Origin of the sequence: Actinocatenispora comari, from assembly GCF_017312725.1 — a bacterium.
GTDB lineage: Bacteria > Actinomycetota > Actinomycetes > Mycobacteriales > Micromonosporaceae > Actinocatenispora > Actinocatenispora comari.
Genome location: NZ_BOPO01000037.1, coordinates 40,512 through 59,085 on the forward strand (window position 1 = coordinate 40,512; position 18,574 = coordinate 59,085).

20 protein-coding genes and 2 tRNA genes are annotated in these 18,574 nt (G+C 68.3%); 21 read left to right on the forward strand and 1 reads right to left on the reverse strand.

The genetic code is table 11. The features are described from left to right. Nucleotides 1-986 precede the first annotated feature (986 nt). The 15 genes from NUM_RS11620 (at nt 987) to NUM_RS11690 (ending at nt 12,994) form a co-directional block, all read left to right on the forward strand. A complete protein-coding gene (locus NUM_RS11620; protein WP_207124817.1) occupies nt 987-1,910 on the forward strand; it encodes a hypothetical protein in 924 nt (307 codons plus the stop codon). Nucleotides 1,911-2,703: 793 nt separating this feature from the next. Continuing rightward, nucleotides 2,704-3,561: a helix-turn-helix domain-containing protein gene (locus tag NUM_RS11625; protein WP_207124818.1), complete on the forward strand. Its 858-nt coding sequence runs from the start codon at nt 2,704-2,706 to the stop codon at nt 3,559-3,561. Continuing rightward, nucleotides 3,558-3,782 (forward strand): DUF397 domain-containing protein, encoded by a 225-nt coding sequence (locus NUM_RS11630; protein ID WP_207124819.1) that lies wholly within the window; start codon nt 3,558-3,560, stop codon nt 3,780-3,782. Before NUM_RS11625 ends, NUM_RS11630 begins: the two co-directional genes overlap by 4 nt. Before the next feature lie 46 nt (nt 3,783-3,828). Continuing rightward, nucleotides 3,829-5,055, forward strand: a complete 1,227-nt coding sequence (locus NUM_RS11635) for an MFS transporter (protein ID WP_207124820.1) — start codon at nt 3,829-3,831, stop codon at nt 5,053-5,055. A 154-nt stretch (nt 5,056-5,209) separates the two neighbouring features. Then, nucleotides 5,210-5,638: a hypothetical protein gene (locus tag NUM_RS11640; RefSeq protein ID WP_225918505.1), complete on the forward strand. Its 429-nt coding sequence runs from the start codon at nt 5,210-5,212 to the stop codon at nt 5,636-5,638. A gap of 70 nt (nt 5,639-5,708) precedes the next feature. Further along, complete coding sequence (locus tag NUM_RS11645) at nt 5,709-6,080, forward strand: hypothetical protein (protein ID WP_207124869.1); 372 nt, start codon at nt 5,709-5,711, stop codon at nt 6,078-6,080. Between the two features lie 5 nt (nt 6,081-6,085). After that, nucleotides 6,086-6,280, forward strand: coding sequence for a hypothetical protein (locus NUM_RS11650; RefSeq protein ID WP_207124870.1), 195 nt, complete (start codon nt 6,086-6,088; stop codon nt 6,278-6,280). Nucleotides 6,281-6,300: 20 nt separating this feature from the next. After that, nucleotides 6,301-6,519 (forward strand): hypothetical protein, encoded by a 219-nt coding sequence (locus NUM_RS11655; RefSeq protein WP_207124871.1) that lies wholly within the window; start codon nt 6,301-6,303, stop codon nt 6,517-6,519. A gap of 354 nt (nt 6,520-6,873) precedes the next feature. Next, complete coding sequence (locus NUM_RS11660) at nt 6,874-7,128, forward strand: hypothetical protein (RefSeq protein ID WP_207124822.1); 255 nt, start codon at nt 6,874-6,876, stop codon at nt 7,126-7,128. 116 nt (nt 7,129-7,244) lie between these two features. Next, entirely contained in the window at nt 7,245-8,897 is a 1,653-nt protein-coding gene (locus tag NUM_RS11665) for a cell division protein FtsK (RefSeq protein ID WP_207124823.1), read from the forward strand. Then, on the forward strand, nt 8,897-9,151 hold the full coding sequence (locus NUM_RS11670) for a hypothetical protein (protein WP_051802590.1): 255 nt from the start codon (nt 8,897-8,899) through the stop codon (nt 9,149-9,151). Before NUM_RS11665 ends, NUM_RS11670 begins: the two co-directional genes overlap by 1 nt. A 10-nt stretch (nt 9,152-9,161) precedes the next feature. Continuing rightward, nucleotides 9,162-9,770: a hypothetical protein gene (locus NUM_RS11675; RefSeq protein ID WP_207124824.1), complete on the forward strand. Its 609-nt coding sequence runs from the start codon at nt 9,162-9,164 to the stop codon at nt 9,768-9,770. Continuing rightward, the gene (locus NUM_RS11680) at nt 9,767-11,560 is read left to right on the forward strand and encodes a replication initiator (protein WP_207124825.1); all 1,794 of its coding nucleotides are present in this window, start codon (nt 9,767-9,769) and stop codon (nt 11,558-11,560) included. Before NUM_RS11675 ends, NUM_RS11680 begins: the two co-directional genes overlap by 4 nt. A 19-nt stretch (nt 11,561-11,579) precedes the next feature. Then, nucleotides 11,580-11,810: an excisionase family DNA-binding protein gene (locus tag NUM_RS11685; RefSeq protein ID WP_207124826.1), complete on the forward strand. Its 231-nt coding sequence runs from the start codon at nt 11,580-11,582 to the stop codon at nt 11,808-11,810. Then, nucleotides 11,810-12,994: a tyrosine-type recombinase/integrase gene (locus NUM_RS11690; protein WP_207124827.1), complete on the forward strand. Its 1,185-nt coding sequence runs from the start codon at nt 11,810-11,812 to the stop codon at nt 12,992-12,994. The genes NUM_RS11685 and NUM_RS11690 overlap by 1 nt, the downstream gene beginning before the upstream one ends. A gap of 89 nt (nt 12,995-13,083) precedes the next feature. Here the strand turns inward: NUM_RS11690 and NUM_RS11695 are convergent. Then, nucleotides 13,084-13,157 (reverse strand) — tRNA-Gly (locus tag NUM_RS11695). A 104-nt stretch (nt 13,158-13,261) separates the two neighbouring features. Between NUM_RS11695 and NUM_RS11700 the strand changes: the two genes are divergently transcribed. The 6 genes from NUM_RS11700 to clpX all read left to right on the forward strand — a co-directional run bounded on the left by NUM_RS11700 (nt 13,262) and on the right by clpX (nt 18,545). Further along, a tRNA-Pro gene (locus NUM_RS11700) sits at nt 13,262-13,335 on the forward strand. Between the two features lie 275 nt (nt 13,336-13,610). Continuing rightward, on the forward strand, nt 13,611-13,886 hold the full coding sequence (locus NUM_RS11705) for a hypothetical protein (RefSeq protein ID WP_207124828.1): 276 nt from the start codon (nt 13,611-13,613) through the stop codon (nt 13,884-13,886). 209 nt (nt 13,887-14,095) lie between these two features. Beyond that, nucleotides 14,096-15,526 (forward strand): trigger factor, encoded by a 1,431-nt coding sequence (tig, locus tag NUM_RS11710; RefSeq protein WP_207124829.1) that lies wholly within the window; start codon nt 14,096-14,098, stop codon nt 15,524-15,526. Between the two features lie 223 nt (nt 15,527-15,749). After that, nucleotides 15,750-16,373 (forward strand): ClpP family protease, encoded by a 624-nt coding sequence (locus NUM_RS11715; protein ID WP_207124830.1) that lies wholly within the window; start codon nt 15,750-15,752, stop codon nt 16,371-16,373. Nucleotides 16,374-16,464: 91 nt separating this feature from the next. Beyond that, a complete protein-coding gene (locus NUM_RS11720) occupies nt 16,465-17,109 on the forward strand; it encodes an ATP-dependent Clp protease proteolytic subunit (RefSeq protein ID WP_030447034.1) in 645 nt (214 codons plus the stop codon). Nucleotides 17,110-17,252: 143 nt separating this feature from the next. Next, nucleotides 17,253-18,545: an ATP-dependent Clp protease ATP-binding subunit ClpX gene (gene clpX / locus NUM_RS11725; protein ID WP_207124831.1), complete on the forward strand. Its 1,293-nt coding sequence runs from the start codon at nt 17,253-17,255 to the stop codon at nt 18,543-18,545. The last annotated feature ends 29 nt before the right edge of the window (nt 18,546-18,574 follow it).

An 18,574-nucleotide genomic window follows, 5' to 3' on the forward strand; every position in this document is an offset into this window, starting at 1 on the left:
GCGGCGCCGGGTGCGGGCCGGCCTTCCGCCCGCCGAGGCCGCCAGGCCGTAGGCGGGCGGGCCTTCCCGGACCGTGCCCGGCGCCTGCGCCGCGTCAGCGGCGCCTTGATCCAGTAGAGACCAATTCGGCAGTGACTCTACGGGTCTTGGCTCAGATCGTGCTCGGGCAATGGCGGTCGACTAGATTAGGTCTTTCGTACACCAGGGAGGCGAGTTGGCCCATGGGCGAGGATGGATCCGGAACTTCAGAACCCGGTAAGAAGCCAATAAGAGATATTGGCGCGTTTCGTAAGGATGCATGGGCTGCAGTTCCGGAGATTGGCACTTCGCACCGTTGGTACGACTTAGCTTACTCTGTCACGGAAAATGTGCTAAGGTCTAAGCTTGGAAAGAAATTGCCTCGGTCCGCCAGGCACGGGCTGACGACTATTTGCAACGAGCTACTTCGATATTGGGAACATGATGTCGACGTTGCATGGAGCTTGGATGACCCCATGCATAACATCAGTATCGGTGCCGGAGAGGAAGTGCGAACTCCGGCGATTTGGCTGATCGAATTGTTTCCCCCTAGTCAAGTTTCGAAGCTGTTTGCGGCGATAGATAAGTACGCGTGGGATCGTCAGCGAGCGAAGTACTCATTCGGTCAGACTAACGAGGTTGCACTGAGTTCTGCGCGTGCGAGCAGGTACGAGCGATGGTGGCATCTGGGAACTGTCCAGTCATTCCAATCGCGGTGGATGTTTCCGGAAGCGCAGCGACGTAAGCTCCCAGCATTCTTTGACTCTATAGAGCTTAAGGCGATTCAGGTCCTCCCCAGCCTGACGGCCGTATGTGCGCGGTTTTATACTAGTGAATATGGGCGGGGCTTCGTCGATACGGCATGGAAGCGGAGATATGAGCCAGAACTCGTAAAAGTGAATGGAGCACGTCGGTCTGAAGATCGCAAGTGGACAACCTGGAGGAGGACTCAAGAAGCTAGGAACCTCATGCACGACTCTGCGAGGAGCTGGCTTGCAAGGCATTGCCCGGGGTTCTTCGCCGAGAGCGGGGAGAATCAGTTACTCATAGAACTAATGGTTTTCGAGAAGGCAAATTCTGAGATTCTAGGCGCTCGTAATTTGGTGGCTCATGACGCACTCCGTGCGCTGGGTGTTGGTACTGACATCCTCAAACGCACGACGAAGTTGCTACCTGAATTCAGTCTGGAAAGTGTCGATAGAACGCTTTGTCGGTCATTTAAGAGCGATGGCGTGTGGAACTTCTGGGGCAACTCTGATGCCGCTAGGCGAGCCTTTGAGTCTCGAAATACTGCACCAAAGATCTCACCCGACGATCGCCTAGCGCACGAGGTCGACAACTTCATTACGGATATAGCTGTAGAACTTACAATCGCGCGATATCTTGGCGTAATGAGACAACGATACGCGGAACTTCGTGACTTTTCACGTGAGCGCCATGGAAAATTCAACGCCCGACAAATAGCGCGCCTGCGGAAGGACGTCCTTACTTTAAGTCTAGATCTCGGCAGTGTCAGCCGAGATGTCGAACGGGTCGGCTCCTCTGCTCTGCGCGATGAAGATGGAGCATATTTCCAGATCCGATATGCGTTCGATTCACCGCGCATCTTTGAACCGACCAAGTCGCTGATTCGTGAGGTTCGAACCGGTCAGTTAGTGAGCGCACGAGAACTGGCGGCTGCTGATCGCGAGTACCGTGAGATACTCGGTGCAGTCGTTTCGCTCGGTAGTTCCATAGACGCTATGAGGACTGGTCGATTAGCTCTCTTGGTAGCGGCGGTTTCTTTGGTTGTCGCATTCTTGACATTCTTGATTACCGGCCCGGGCGACAACGCGCCAGCGGAAACATTGTGGAGACTACTTGCATCGTGGGCATTCAACGGCTCCGGGTGACGGCGCTGGTGCCTGGTACATGCAGACGCCGGAGGTACGCGCGGCGGATCGCGACGGCAGGTGTGTCGGATCTGGACCGGGCGTTGGAGCATCGGCGGACACGTCGGGCGACGGACTGTTCGGGTCAGACACCGTGTCTGCTTTGTAGCGGCGGTCCGGTGTCGGCGGATGCGGTGCCGGGCGCGTATCTCGGTGGTGGACAACCCAACGTGGCGAAGTGAGCGACCCGGGTAGCGATAGAGCATCGTGCATATCTACGATGTTGTTATGACTCGGGGACGTGCTGGGCGGGTGCTGCTGCGTCGGGTGTGCTGTGCGCTGGTTGCGCTGCGGGCTCGGCTGTCCGACGGCACGGGTTCCGAGTCGGTGAACGGCGCTGGGGCGGGTGCTGGCCCTGCCCGGCTGAGTGGTCGGGTGCCCCCTTGCCCGCCCGCCCCGGCGCCTTCCACACAGGCTCCCGAGGACGAGTCGATCGCCGAGGGCGTGGCTGCGGCGTTCCTGGTTCTGGCTCGGCATGTGCCCTACTGCTCGGCGCTCGGCGTGCGATGCCGGATCTGCGTATGGCCGTACCCGTGTGCCGCGGTTCGGTTGGCGAACGACGTGCTGGTTCGTACGGGCCATCTGGACCGTGCCGTCACGCTGCCTCCGATCGATCCGTACTGCTGAGTCCGAGATCCGACGGCGTCTCGCGTGGTCGCCGGCAGGCCGGTACGGTGTGCATATCTACGGATGGCCGCGCTGGCTGGTGAACGTGCCGTGACTCGCCTCGGGCTAACGACGAGGAGGTGGCTGGATGCCCGCCAACCCGACGCAGGTTGCCGCGCGTCGACAGCTCGGCGAGGAGTTGCGGCGGCTGCGAACGGCCGTCCCACTCACCGGCCAGCAGGTCGCGCAAGCCCTCGGGTGGCACCAATCGAAGGTCAGCCGGATCGAGGCTGGCAAGAACCTGATTCGGGCTGAGGACGTCGAAGCGCTGCTGCCGGTGCTGCGGGCCGACCCAGACGAGGCACGGCGGCTGCTGGGCCTGGCGGCGGTCAACGTCGGCGAACCGGGGAGCTGGCGCAACTCGTCTCGCTCCGGGTTGACGCGTCGGCAGCGCGACTTCATCGCGTTGGAAGCGTCCGCGGTGCAGATCGCGCACTACCAACCAGTCCTGCTGCCCGGCTACCTCCAGAGTCCCGCGTACGCGAAGCGGGTCGCGGCGATGGCGGGCGCCACCGACACCGAACGGGCGGTGGAGCAACGTCTGGCACGCCGGGCAACGCTGATGTCCACGTCCGGCCCGCAGTACCGCATCGTGCTGATGGAGGCGGTGCTTCGCTGGCGGCCGTTCGGGGTCGCGAAGATGGCCGAACAGCTCGACCTGGTCGCGGAGCTGGCCGACCGGCCGAACGTGGATCTGCGCATCGTCTCGCTCGACGCGGAACAGGTCGCCTACGTGCAGCACCCGTTCATGGTGTTCGACTTTGACGACGAGATACAGGCTGAGGCGCTGGTGGAGACGACCACGCAGGACGTGCATGTCAAGGATCCGAACGCGCTGGGTTCACTTCGTCACTACTTCGGGCAACTGTCTTCCTCTGCGCTGACTCCCGCTGGTTCACTCGCGCTTGTCCGATCGGTTGCGGCCTCGTACCGAGACCGCGCATGAGTCCCTGGAGGCACATCGTGCACAGCTCACCCGATTTCAGCTCGGCGACCTGGCGCAAGGGCAACGGCAGCGGCGACGGCAACTGCGTCGAGGTCGCTGCCGTACCGGAGGCCGTCGGCGTGCGGGACAGCAAGGATCGCCGTGGCCCGGTGCTGGCCTTCGATCCGGCAGCGTGGAACAGCTTCGTCGGCGACGTGCAGCGCGGGGCGTTCGACCTGTAGTACCAACGGGGTCGGTCTCGGCCGGCCCCGCACCAAGTGAGGGAGCATGACGGTCGCCGGACAGACGCAACAGCGGACCCGTACCCGGCTGGGACGCGGGTTCCGGCTGGTGTGGTGGTCGGCGTCGGTGTCCAGCGTCGGCGACGGTGCGTTCACCGTGGCGGTCCCGTTGCTGGCGGCGTACCTGACCCGGAATCCGATCGCGGTCTCGATCGTCAGCGCGGCTGCTGCGGCGCCGTGGTTTCTGGTGGGCTTCTGGTCCGGCGCGATCGTCGACCGGCTCCCGCGTCGGGCTGTGATGATCACGGCAGATCTGCTGCGCGCCGTGTCCCTCGTTGCGCTCGTCGGTCTGGTCCTGCTGCGCGTCGCCTCTCCGGCCGCGCTGGCGGTCGTGGCGTTCCTGGTGGTGTCCGGGCAGTGCTTCTTCGACGCGGCGGCGCAGGCGTTGTTGCCGCAGGTGGTCGGGCGCGAGGGCGACACGCTGACGAAGGCGAACGGTCAGCTCTTCGCCGGCGAGACGGTGGGCAGCACGCTCGTCGGTCCGCCGCTGGGCGGGTACACGTTCGCGCTGGCTCCGTGGGCTCCGTTCGCGGTCGACGCGGTCTCGTTCGTCGCCTCGGCCAGCTTCCTCGGCGGTGTGCGGAAGGCTCCGGCGCCGGAGGTACCGGAACGGCAGAGCCTACGCAGCGCGGTGCGGGAGGGTTTCGCGTACCTGTTGCGCAGCCGCGAGCTGATGCTGTTGGCGCTGTGCCTGACCGCCTACAACGTCGGCTACAACCTCGCGTACGCAACGCTGGTGCTGTTCGCGAAGGACAGCCTCGGCGTCAGCGACTTCGGCTTCGGCCTCCTCATCGCCGCGTCCGCCGTCGGTGCCGTGATCGCCGGCTGGGTCGCCACCCCGCTCGTTCGGCGGGTCGGTATCCGCGGTGCCGTCATCGGCGCCGGTGTGGTGCAGGCTGCGGCGTGGGTGGTCATCGCACTGACCGGGACACCGTGGATCGCCTGGGCCGGCTTCGTCCTGCTCGGCGCGGCCTCGACGCTGGTCACCGTCGCGGTCGTCTCGGCCCGGCAACAGGCCGTGCCGAACCACCTGCTCGGACGCGTCGTCTCGGCGTTCCGGCTGATCGGCAACGGTGTCGCCCCGCTCGGCTCGGTAGCCGGCGGGCTGATCGCGAGTGCCGCCGGGTTCCAAGCTCCGCTGCTCGCTGCGCCGGTACTGCTGGTCGTGGCCATGGCGGTACTGGGCATTCTGCTCGCGCGCGCTCCCCGGTAGCGATTCCCGAAATTCCCCGAAGTTACTCCTGAGTAGCGTTGCACCGTGCATATCTACGTCGCTAGAGTCGTGCATATCTACAGAACAAGTAGATCGGACACGGCGAACGAGCCGTAGAAGCCCGATGCAGGGCACGAGTAGAGGAGTGGTTGCAGTGCTGGAGCGCGGTACGCGGTTCCCGACTCCGTTCGAGATCGCCTTCCCGAAGGGCCTGCTGCAGAACGGTTCGGTGGTGCCGGACTACGAGTACAACCCGAACAAGAACGCGCCGAAGGTGCAGAAGCGCGACGAGGCGACGGGGCTTTTGCAGTGGAAGGCGAACGTGACCGACCCGTCGGAGACCAACGCCAAGCGGGCGTCGTTCGCACTGCTGTTCACCGCGGCGGTGCAGCCGGTGCCGGAGTCGCCGGAGCTGGCGGCGGGCACCGACATCCGGTTCATCGAGCTGGAGGGTCTGACGGCGGAGCCGCGGGTGATGGGGCAGGGCGAGTTCAAATACCTGGGCTACATCTTCCGCGCCGAGGGCTACCGCGCGGCGGTGGCGGGCGGCAAGTCGGCATCTCGTTCGGACAAGGCGGCCTGACACAGCCGTGGGCCGGGTTGCGTGATGCGGCCCGGCCCGGGTTGGTCGGCACGGATGCGGAGGTGTGGCGGTGACCAAGAGGCAGGCGGCAGCGCAGTTGGCGGCGCCGGGGATCGACGCGGTCCGGGAGGCGTACCTGACGGGTGGGTCGGATGCGCAGCGCGTGGCGGCCCTGATCGAGATCGCTGGTGCTGCGGCGGCGCTGGCTCGCACGCTGGCGCGGTATCGCCACGTGGACCGGGTGGAGCTGTTCGAGCTGGTGTCGCGTAGGTCGGACGTGCTGCCGGTGCTGGGTCGCGGGCAGTGGCTCCCCACGATGACCTACCACGTGCCGGCCCCGGGCAAGCGACGCAATCGGCGGCGTGGCAACGGTTCTGCGGCTCGTCCGGTGCCGGCGGTGGTGCAGCCGGAGCTGTTCGCCTCGGCTGTGGGCGGGCGGTGAGTGCGGTGGACGACAGGGACTGGTTGGACGAGCTGGATCACCTTGCGTGGCTGGCGTGTGTGGCGTGGGACAAACTGCCGCGCTGCGCGAAGGCGGGCCGATGGGATGCGGCACGGTCGCATCTTGCGGAGGTGGTCGAGCGGGCGGAGTCGGCGGCGTACGCGCTGCGCTGCCTGGAACGTCGGGGCAGCGAGTCGTGACCGGCGGGCAGGCTGCGCAGGTGTCGCGGCGGGGTTCGGCGGAGGCTGCCGACGAGTTGGTGGCTGGCTGGGCGAGCGCGTGCGACGAGGTGCAGGTGGCGTTGGCGCGACTGTCGCGGTCGTTGGGCGGGCTGGCGGACGACCGGCTGTCGCGGTGGGTGGTCGAGGCGCAGCGGCCGATGGAGGAGATGTCGGCGTGGTTGGCGCAGGTGCGGCGGCATCTGAACGCGAACCGGTGAAGGGCGGCGGCGATGCATGTCTCTCGGCGGCTTCGGCAGGCAGCGGCGATGTCTCGCCGGGTGCGGTGGCAGGTGCGGGACTCGGTGATGGGTTCGGTGCCGGTGCGGGCGTGGATGCGGGCGACCTACCGGACCGGCAGGACGGTGGCGTCGATGCGGTACGGGCTGCCACATCGGGGCGTGGTGGCGGTGCGGCGCTCGGGTGGCCGGACGGGGTTCGCTCGTCGGCCGGCGGGTCGGTCGGGGATGGCTCGTCCGGCGGTGGGTCGGCCGGCTGGTCCGGTCGGTCGTGGTGGCCGGTCGGCTCGTCCGGCGGGTCAGCGGAGTGTTCGTCAACAGGTGAGGAGATCAGTAATGGCAGACGACGCGTTGCGGCAGGTCCGGACGGCGTTGCAGGGCAAGGTGGGTAACGGTGAGGGCCTGGCGCTGGTGCGCTCGTGGATGGCGTCGGTGCAGTCGGCGCGGGACGAGGTCGCCTCGCTGGGCCGGAAGTTGTCGGTGGCGGAAGACGACTTCCTGGACCGTCCGGCCGATCAGTCCCGGGCGTGGCTGGATCGGCTGAACGACAACCTGGATCACCTGGCGCGGAAGTTGTCCGCCGGCCAGTAGGCGCCAGCACAAGTCACGGAAGGTAGGGCGAGGGCCGCCCGTCACGCACCACGCATGCGGGCGGCCTTCTTCATGCCCAAACACAGTCACGCACGGTTAGCGGAGGGGTTGGGTCAATGGCTACGCGGTTGGTGATGTCGAGCCGTCGCCGGACGGTGGAGGTACGCCGTTCGCTGGTGGAGGCGCTGCCGTTTTGGGTGCGGCTGCCGGTGTGGTGCGGTGTCGGCGGCTACCGGCTGGTGAAGGCCGCGATCCAGCACCCTCGTACGACTGCGGTGACGGCGACGCTGGGTACGGCGGGGGTGCTGGGTGGCCGGTGGGCGCTGGCCGGCGTGGTCTTGGCCCCGGTTGCGGCCGCGGTGGTATGGCGCATCGCGTGGCCTGCCTCGTTCGCACAGCGGGTGACGCCTCGTCTGCTGCGGTGGCAGCGCCGGTGGATCCGGTACGGGCGGCGCTGGAACGGCTGGATGATGCGGTGCCGGCTCGGTGTGTCCGACCCGGGCGGCGATGTGGTGGTGATCCCGCAGATCCGTCGGGTGGAGGTCACCCCGGCGGCAGACCGGCTGCTGATCGACGTACCGGCCGGGTTGACGGTGGACACGATCCGGCAGCGGTCCGCCGAGCTGGCCAACGCGGCGCGGGCGCTGGACTGCCGGGTGCGGTCGACGGGTTCGCCGGGCCTGGCGTGGGTGGAGTTCCAGCGCAAGGACGTGCTGGTGGCCACCATTCCGGCGCTGCCGATCCCTCGTGCCGCGGAGGGTGAGGACCTGGTGCCGCTGGATCTGGCGGCGGTGCCGGTCGGTACCCGCGAGGACGGGACGCCGTGGACGCTGCCGGTGCTGGGGCGGCATGTGCTGGTGGCGGGCCGGTCCCGGGCGGGGAAGGGCTCGGTGCTGTGGTCGGTGCTGCGCTACCTGGCGCCGGCGATCCGGTGCGGGCTGGTGAAGGTGTCGGGCATCGACCCGAAGGGCGGCATGGAACTGTCCATCGGCCGGCCCCTGTTCACCCGGTACGAGGCGGACCAGCTGGAAGCCATGGTGGCGCTGTTAGAGGCGGAAGCCGACCACATGGACTGCGTCGCCTCGGAACTGGCAGGCAACGTCCGCAAGTTCACGCCCTCGATGGAACACCCGCTGCACCTGGTAGTCGTCGACGAGCTGGCGACGCTGACCGCGTACGCGCCGATGGAGGTCCGGCGCCGGGCCGAAACCGCACTCGGCAGGCTGCTGACGAAGGGTGCGGCAGTCGGCTGGGCCGTGCTGGGCCTGGTGCAGGAGCCGTCGAAGGACATCATCCCGATGCGCGGCCTGTTCACCTACCGACTCGCGCTCTGCCTGGACACCCCCTCGCAGGTCGACATGGTCTTGGGCGACGGAATGCGCGACCTCGGCGCGCTGGCCGATCAGATCTCGCTGTCGACGCCAGGCATGGGCTACGCGCTGAGCGAGTTCGAGAAGGAACCCTTCCGCGTCCGGGCGGCCTACGTCGCCGATGACGAGATCCGGGCCATGGCCGGCGAGTACGCGCCGATCACCACCGACTCCAACGACATCGAAGACATCCCCGCAGCTCCCGTCGTCGGCGACGGCAACGAGGGCCAGGCGGACGAGACCGAACCTGCCGACGCCCGGCCGGTCGAGCCGGTGGAGGTGGTCGAGCTGGAGGAGTGCCCGCCGGCTGATGTGACGCCGGTGGTGCCGGACTCGCTACTGGCGAAGCTGCGTGGCCTGTCGGCTGCGGGCGGTTCGGACGGGACGGAGGCGGCGTGATGAGTGCGGTACCGGCAGACAACGACGGGGCGCGGCTGTTTCGCATCCGGGTCCCCGGCTCGGAGAAGTCCACGGCAGTCACGGTCCGGATGACTGATGACTCGGCGTGGATCGCGATCGGGGCACGGCACCGGCGGCTTCCGCTGACCGTGCCTGAGGCGTGGGCGCTGTTCAAAGCACTGGCCGACGCCCTCGATACCGCGGGGGAGCCGCCCGCGTTCCTGTCCCGTCCCGTCAAGCGCGACACGAAGTAGAGGGGGTGTGATGGCTGAGGCAAGCAAGACGCAGCGGGTGGAGGACGTCGCCCGGCTCGGGATCATGGCCGCGATCGGCGTCATGGCCGGTGCCGCGTCGTTCACGCACATGCATGACTGGACGATGCAGGCGCTCCCGCACGGGACGGCCGACTGGTTTGGCTGGGCGAACGCAGTGGCCTCGGAGCTAATGCCCACGTGTGCGCTGTTGGAGATCCGCCGCAAGCGTCGTGCCGGCGGCTCGATCACCTACCCGGTGCTCCTGCTGGTCGCCTCCGGGCTGCTGTCGCTGGGTGCTCAGGTCTCGCAGGCAGGGGACACTCTGACCTCGAAGGGTCTGGCGGCGCTGCCGGCGGTGGCGTTCATGCTGCTGGTCAAGCTCGTGTTCTCCGGGCTCCCGAAGACCTCCGGCACGACGGAACCTGTTGCCCCGCAACAGGAACAGGCCACTGTCCCGGCCCCTGCGAAGGTGGAGCCTCCCGCTGCGCCTGCCGCTCCGGTGCCTGCCGCTCCGGCGGTGACTCGTCCGGTGCCCACGGTCCCGGCTGCTCCGGTGGCCCCGTCGGGTCCGGTCGTCCCAGGGCGCGCGAACGGCCGTCCGGTGGTGATCGGCCGATGAACACCACGGACACCATGACGCTGCCCGGTCTCGGGCAAGACGACCAACCGCGTCCCGGCTCGCGGGCGGCTCGGTTGCTGCAGCCGGTCGCGAAGGACGTCGCGGTTGAGCTGGCGAAGAAGTTCGGGGTGTGCGTCAAGCCGGTGTGGCTGCGCCGGACCAACACCGCGACCGGGGAAACCGAGCTGGTGCCGGTCCCGTGCGGCGCGACCTCGGCGGCGAAGTGTGAACCGTGCGCGGAGGCGAACCGCCGGCTGCGGATGCAGCAGATCCGGGAGGGCTGGCACCTGACCGACGAGCCGGTCACCACGCCGGACGCTCCGACCGACGAACAGCGGGAGCTGGTCGAGTACCGGGCTGTCCTGGAGTTCGCCCGGACCTCGGTGGTGATGGCCGCCGAGTGGGACCAGGTGCGCGAGCTGGACGCGGAGATCGACCAGGTAGACGAGCAGATCACCGCCGCTGGTGTCCGAGGCTCGGTGCTGCCCGGCGGTCGGAAGGACGGCACCGATCCCGACGAGTCGGCCCCTGCCCGGAAGCGGTCCACGAGGAGGCGTCAGGACGCGCCGGATCTGCCTCGGCTGCCGGTGGCGAACCGGACGATCCCGCATCCGCACATCGGGTCGGATGGGCGGGAGCACCGGGACTCGATGTTCCTGACGCTCACCCTCGGCTCGTACGGGCCGATCCACTCCGCCTACCGCCGTCGCGGTGCGGTGCAGGTGTGCGAGTGCGGACAGCTGCACAGCCCCCACGACCCTCGCGTCGGGATCCCGGTCGACCCGGACAGCTACGACTACCGGGCCGCGGCGCTGGACTGCATCCACTTCGCCAAGGTGCTCGATCGGTTCTGGCAGAACCTCCGGCGTGCGGTCGGCTGGAACGTGCAGTACGCGGGGTCGGTGGAGATGCAGAAGCGGCTGGCCCCACACGGGCACTTCGCCGTCCGGGGCGCACTGGCCCGCAAGCTGGTCAAGCAGGTGGCCGCGGCGACCTACCACCAGGTCTGGTGGCCCGCCCATGACCAGCTGGTGTACGACCCGGACGGGGCAGTGCCGGTGTGGGACCCGGATGCCAAGACCTACCGGGACCCCGAAACTGGCGCGGCGCTGCCGACCTGGGACGAGGCGCTGGACGCTCTCGACGAGGACCCCGACGCGGAGCCTGCGCACGTGGTGCGGCTCGGCACCCTCGACGTCAAGGGCGTCCGGGGTGGCTCCGAGAGCGCCGAGAAGACGATCCGCTACATCACGAAGTACATCACCAAGGACATCACCGACGCGGTAGCGCCGGGCTCGCGGGCGCAGGAAGACCACCTCGCCCGCCTGGCGGCCGAGCTGCAAACCCTGCCCTGCTCGCCCACCTGCGCGAACTGGCTGCTCTACGGGGTGCAGCCCAAAAACGCCAAAGCCACGGCCCGGCCGGGACGGTGCAAGGGCAAGGTGCACCAGCGGCGCACCCTCGGCTTCACCGGACGGCGGGTCCTGGTCTCCCGGCAGTGGTCGAACAAGACCCTGTCCGACCACCGGGCCGACCGGAAGGCATGGGTCAAGGCGCTACTGGCGCTTTCGGCAACCGGCGAGGCCACAGCCGGCGAGCACGACCAGGCGCCCGGCGACCCTCCGCCGTTCGAGTACGAGTTGGCCTCCCGGGACGATCCGGACGTGCCACCACCGCACGTGCACTTCCTCCGCAAGATCGCCGAACGGCAAGCCTGGCGGGCACAACTCGACGCGGCCAAACAGCAAGTCCAGCAACAGCTTTCGGCAACGCAAACCGTTGCAGCGTAAGCGATCTGGGGAGGATCGAATGTCCATGAAGGACGATGAGCGAGTGCTGACCGTGGAGGAAGCGGCGGCGATGATGGCGATGAGTACCCGTTACGTGCGGCGACTCGTCGCTGAGCGGCGGATCCCGTTCCACAAGGTCGGCCGGAGCGTTCGGTTACTGGCATCGGACGTGTGGGCGCACGTGCAGGCCGGGCGCGTGGAAGCCATGACGGTCTCTGACGTGTGGCGCGGGATGCGGGAGGTCGCCTGATGCCCAACAAGGAAGGCCACCGGCATTTCGGCAACGTGCGCAAGCTGCCGTCAGGGCGGTTCCAGATCCGCTACCCGGGTCCGGACGGTCGGATGCGGAACGGCGCCGAGACCTATCCGACGCGGCCCGTCGCGCTACGGGCTCTGTCGATCATTGAAGGGCAGATCACACGCGGCGAGTGGGTGGATCCGGAGCGGGGGAAGGTGCTGCTGCGGGACTACGCGGACCGGTGGGTGACGCAGCGGCCGAATCTGCGGCCCCGGACGGTCGAGCTGTACCGGATGCTGCTGCGCAACCACATCACGCCGTACCTGGGTGGCGTTCCGCTCGGCAAGCTGTCGACGGCGATGGTGCGGGAATGGCGCGCCGAACTGCTCGGCAAAGGGCGCTCGGTCAGCACCCTGGCGAAGGCGTACCGGCTGCTGCGGGCGGTGCTGATGACCGCCGTGAACGAAGACAACATCCTGCCGCGCAACCCGTGCCGCATCCCGGGCGCGGGTACCGAGTCCCCGGCGGAGCGGCCGACCCTGACCGTGCGGCAGATGTACGACCTGGCGGGGGAAATGCCGGACCGGCTGTTCGCGTTCGTGCTGCTGACGGCGTTCGCGAGTCTCCGGTACGGGGAGGTCACCGCGTTGCAGCGGATGGACCTGGACCTGGTCGCCTGCACGGTGCGCGTCCGGCACGCGTTCGTTCGTCGTCCGTCCGGCGAGCTGGTCTACGGTCCGCCCAAGTCGAAGGCTGGGTTACGCACCGTGTCCATCCCGTCCGGTCTGGTGCCTGTGCTGCGGCGGCACCTGGACGAGTTCGTGGACGCGGAGGCGACGGCGCTGGTGTTCACCGGTCCGAAGGGTGCGCCGTTGAAGCGGACGAACTTCAACGAGCTGTCCGGATGGAAGGAGGCCGTGGCTCGGATCGGGAAGCCCGATCTGCACTTCCACGATCTGCGGCACTCCGGCAACACGTGGGCGGCGGCGGCCGGGGTCAGTACCCGTGACCTGATGGCGCGGATGGGTCACGACAGCATGAACGCGGCGCTGATCTACCAGCACGCGAGTACCGAGGCTGACCAGGCGATCGCCTCGGCGCTGGACGCTCGGTTGGCGGAGGTTCAGGACGGCGATGACCAGGCTGGGGACGACCCGGAGGACGGTCCGGCTGGTGCCCGGGTGCCCGTGGCGTAATGGCACGCTAATGGCACGCGGCGCCGATCAGCGGTGCGGAGATGATCAACCCCAGGTCGGGGGAGTGGCCCTGACCTGGGGTTTTGGTGTGGAGCGGGTGACGGGAATCGAACCCGCATGACCAGCTTGGAAGGCTGGGGCTCTGCCATTGAGCTACACCCGCGGCGCTGGCGCGACGATGCCGAGCCTGCCGCATCAGGGTACATACGGAGCGCCCGGACGGTGTGCGCGGCACCAGGAGGGACGGCCTACACTGTCGCAGGCACCCGGGGTGTGGCGCAGTTTGGTAGCGCACTCGCTTTGGGAGCGAGGGGCCGTGGGTTCAAATCCCGCCACCCCGACCCGGTGTGACCGTGACCCCGGACCGCGACCGTGGCGGCCGGGGTCGCGTCGTGTCCGGCCAGGCTGCCGCGGACCGGAAGCCTGCGGATCGGCACACGCCGCATTCCGGTACTGCCGCACCCGCGGGTACGGTCCGCGCCCGGATCGGCGGTGCGGTCCGGCCGGGCGGCGTCGGATCGGTGGTTCGGACCGGTGGGGGTGGCCCAACGGCGCGCCGAGGTGGGACTCCTGGCCGGTGTTCGGGTCTCGGTGGGCGCGCCACGATGGGTACACGATGAACGGTGCAGGAGTGTCCGAGGTCGTCGCCTGGCGGGCCGCGCGGGAGTACGCGAGCCGGCTGCGGGACCCGATGTTTCGGTGTTTTGCCCGGTCGGTCGCGTTCCGCGCCGGCAGTCACCTGGTGCTCGCGCTGGCCGACGAGCCGCTGTCGTCGATCCTGGACCGGGTCGGCCCGGTGCGGCCCGAGTCGCCGGTGACGGTGGTGGTCTACCGGCCGGGTGCGGAGCCGCCGTTCAGCTTCGTCGACCTGCACGCGACCCCGGCCGCGTGAGCAGGCGTGAGGCGGCGCCGGGGTGACGGCGGGTCCGGCGTACGCTGGTTGTCGTCGTGCCATCCGGCCGGTCGGGCGCCCGAGTCGTTGCGTTCCGTGGCGCTCGCCTAGACTCGGTCGGTCAGCGGCGGGTCTGCCCGCGTGGGCGCACGTCCAGAACATCAGACCGCCGTGGTTAAGCACCCGATCACCTGCCGAGGAGTACCCCTGTGAAGAGCGCCGTCGAGACGTTGAGCCCTACCCGGGTGAAGGTGTCGGTCGAGGTGCCCTTCTCCGAGCTCGAACCGAGCGTGAAGAAGGCGTATCGGACCATCGCCCAGCAGGTGAGCATTCCGGGCTTCCGGCCCGGCAAGGTGCCGACCCGGCTGATCGACCAGCGGGTCGGTCGTGGCGCCGTGTTGCAGGAGGCGGTGCAGGAGGCGCTGCCGGAGCAGTACATGGCGGCGATCAAGGAGCACGACGTCAAGGCGATCGGCCGCCCCGAGGTCGAGGTGACCGAGCTGAACGACGGTGACAAGGTCACCTTCACCGCCGAGGTCGACGTCCGGCCGGAGATCAGCCTGCCCGACCTGTCCACCATCACCGCCACGGTCGACGAGTTCTCGGTGACCGACGAGGACGTGGACGCCCAGATCGCGCAGCTGCGCGACCGGTTCGCCACCCTCAAGGGCGTCGAGCGGCCGGCGCAGACCGGCGACTTCGTCTCGATCGACCTGGCCGCGACCGTGGACGGCAAGGAGGTCGAGGGCGGCACCGCCAGCGGCATGTCGTACGAGATCGGCTCCGGTCAGCTGCTCGACGGCATCGACGACGCGATCGTCGGCCTCAGCAAGGACGAGACGGCGACGTTCACCAGCAAGCTGGTGGGCGGCCCGAACGCCGGCGAGGACGCGCAGATCGAGGTCACCGTGCGCAGCGTCCGGGAGAAGGAGCTGCCCGAGCTGGACGACGAGTTCGCCCAGCTGGCGAGCGAGTTCGACACCCTGGACGAGCTGCGCGCCGACAGCCGTGGCCGGGTCGAGCGGCAGAAGAAGCTCGACCAGGCGTACCAGGCGCGGGACAAGGCGCTGGAGGCGCTGCTCGCGGCCACCGATGTCCCGATCCCCGAGGGCGTGGTGACCGAGGAGGTCGACTACCGCAAGCAGAACATGTCCGAGCAGCTGGAGCAGATGGGCTCCAACCTCGACCAGTACCTTGCGGCCGAGGAGAAGTCGGCGGAGGACTTCGACGCCGAGCTGAAGGGCAACGCCGAGGAAGCGGTGAAGACCCAGCTGGTGCTGGACGCGCTGGCCGACGCCGAGGAGGTCGGCGTCAACGACCAGGAGCTGACCGAGGAGGTCGTGCGCCGGGCGCAGCAGGCCGGCGCACCGCCGCAGCAGTTCGCCGACCAGCTGGTTCGGTCCGGGCAGCTCGCCGGCGTGGTGGCCGACGTGCGCCGCGGCAAGGCGCTGTCGATGGTGCTGGAGCACGCCAAGGTGACCGACTCGGCCGGTAACGAGGTCGACCTGACCGCGGTGCTCAACCCGGCCGGTGAGCCGCGCGCCGAGGGCGACACGCCCGAGGGCGACGCCGCCGAGGCCGAGGCGCCGGAGGCGCCCGCCGAGGCGACCGAGCAGGAGGCCGCGGCGAAGGCCGAGTGAGCTGGTTCGTTTCTGCACCGACCGGCCCGTCACCCGTGTCCCGGGGGCGGGCCGGTCGGTGTTTGTCGTCCGGTTGTCGTTGCGTGCCCGCGGCGATGCGCTGAGAGCGAACACCCGGCCCGTCGGCGGCAGCCGGGCGCACGTACCGGCTAGGGTCGATGACGAAACCAGCGCCGGGCCGGCACATCGCCACCGGTGCCGTGTGGGCCGAGAGGATCGCAACATGACTGACCTGTACACGCCTTCCGCGCGCTCCGCGGACTCCGGCGCCGGTGGCGGATTCGACGACCTGGTCTTCAACCGGCTGCTGCGGGAGCGGATCATCTTCCTGGGCAGCGAGGTCAGCGACGAGTCCGCGAACCGGGTCGTCGCCCAGCTGCTGCTGCTCGCCGCCGAGGACCCTGCGCGCGACATCTCGCTCTACATCAACTCGCCCGGCGGTTCGGTCTACGCCGGTATGGCGATCTACGACACCATGCAGTTCGTCAAGAACGACGTGGCGACCTACGCGCTCGGCATGGCAGCCTCGATGGGGCAGCTGCTGCTGTGCGCCGGCACCACCGGCAAGCGGTACGCGCTGCCGCACGCGCGGATCATGATGCACCAGCCGTCCGGCGGCATCGGCGGCACGGCGGCCGACGTGGCCATCCAGGCCGAGCAGATGGTGTACACGAAGAAGATGTTCCAGGAGTGCGTCGCGCGCCACACCGGGCAGACGCTGGAGCAGATCGAGACCGACTCCGACCGGGACCGGTGGTTCACCGCCGAGGAGGCGAAGGACTACGGCTTCATCGACCACGTGGTGACCGGCGCCTCGCAGGTCCCCGGCGGCGCCGGGCTGTCCTGAGTCAGCATCGTCCCCGAGTCAACGCCCGGCCTCAACGAAGGAATTCACCATGAGTCTCTCCACACCCGGCAGCCCGCTCGGCGGGGTCGCCATGCCGACCGGTTTCGCGCCGGTGCAGAACCGCTACATCCTGCCGTCGTTCGTCGAGCGCACGTCGTACGGGGTGAAGGAGTCCAACCCGTACAACCTGATGTTCGAGGAGCGGATCATCTTCCTCGGCGCGCAGATCGACGACGTGTCGGCCAACGACGTGATGGCGCAGCTGCTCGCGCTGGAGTCGATGGACCCCGACCGCGACATCACCATGTACATCAACTCGCCGGGTGGCTCGTTCACCGCGATGACCGCGATCTACGACACCATGCAGTACATCCGGTGTGACATCTCCACCGCCTGCCTGGGCCAGGCCGCGTCCGCCGCGGCGGTGCTGCTGGCCGCCGGCGCGCCCGGCAAGCGGATGGCGCTGCCCAACTCGCGCATCATCATCCACCAGCCGGCGACCGAAGGCGGGTACGGTCAGGGGTCCGACATCGAGATCCAGGCGCGGGAGATCATGCGGATGCGCACGCTGCTGGAAGACCTGATCTCCAAGCACTCGGACCGCGACGTCGAGCAGGTCAAGCGGGACATCGACCGTGACAAGATCCTCACGGCCGACGAGGCGATGGCGTACGGGCTGGTCGACCAGGTGCTGCCGAGCCGCAAGAAGAACGCGGCCGCGGCGGTGGCGGGCTGAAAGCCCCGCTCGGGGGTCCGTTTCGGGCCTCCGAGCGGGTACGGTCGAAGAGTCTGTTCGACAGGTACGGCGCTGGAGCAGGTGCAGCGCGAATCAGTCAGGAGCGGTCGGGTGCCCCGGCCGCCGGTGCAGGGGAGTCGTAGGTGGCACGGATCGGCGACGGCGGTGACCTGCTCAAGTGTTCCTTCTGCGGGAAGTCTCAGAAGCAGGTCAAGAAGCTCATCGCGGGCCCTGGGGTCTACATCTGCGACGAGTGCATCGACCTGTGCAACGAGATCATCGAGGAAGAGCTCAGCGAGTCGGGCGACGTCAAGTGGGACGAGCTGCCCAAGCCCAAGGAGATCTGCGAGTTCCTCGACCAGTACGTGGTGGGCCAGGACGGGGCCAAGCGCGCCCTGTCGGTGGCGGTCTACAACCACTACAAGCGCATCCAGGCGGATGCCGCCGGGCACCGCACCTCGGGCGCCGACCCGGTCGAGCTGGCCAAGTCGAACATCCTGCTCATCGGGCCGACCGGGTGCGGCAAGACGCACCTGGCGCAGACCCTGGCCCGGATGCTCAACGTGCCGTTCGCGATGGCGGACGCGACCGCGTTGACCGAGGCCGGCTACGTCGGTGAGGACGTGGAGAACATTCTCCTCAAACTCATCCAGGCAGCCGATTACGACGTCAAACGCGCCGAAACGGGCATCATCTACATCGACGAGATCGACAAGGTGGCCCGCAAGAGCGAGAACCCGTCGATCACCCGCGACGTGTCCGGCGAGGGCGTGCAGCAGGCGCTGCTGAAGATCCTGGAGGGCACCACTGCGAGCGTCCCGCCGCAGGGCGGCCGCAAGCACCCGCACCAGGAGTTCATCCAGATCGACACCACCAACGTGCTGTTCATCTGCGGTGGCGCGTTCGCCGGCCTGGAGAAGATCATCGAGCAGCGGGTCGGCCGTAAGGGCATCGGCTTCGGCGCCCAGCTGCACAGCAAGGAAGAGCGCTCCACCGACGACGTGTTCGCCGACGTGATGCCGGAGGACCTGCTCAAGTTCGGCATGATCCCGGAGTTCAACGGCCGCCTGCCGATCGTCACCAGCGTGCGCAACCTGGACCGCGACGCGCTCATCCGGATCCTGCAGGAGCCGAAGAACGCGCTGGTCAAGCAGTACGTGCGGCTGTTCGAGCTGGACGGCGTGGAGCTGGTGTTCGACGCCGAGGCGCTGGCCGCGATCGCCGACCAGGCGATCCTGCGCGGCACCGGCGCCCGCGGCCTGCGCGCCATCATGGAGGAGGTCCTGCTCCCCGTGATGTACGAGATCCCGTCCCGGCTGGACGTGGCCCGCGTCGTGGTGACCCGCGACGTGGTGCTGGAGAACGTCAACCCGACGATCGTGCCGCGCGAGGCGCGCGAGACGCGGAGCCGGGAGCGCCGCGAGAAGTCGGCCTGACCGAGGAAGACGACGAACGGCCCGGGCGA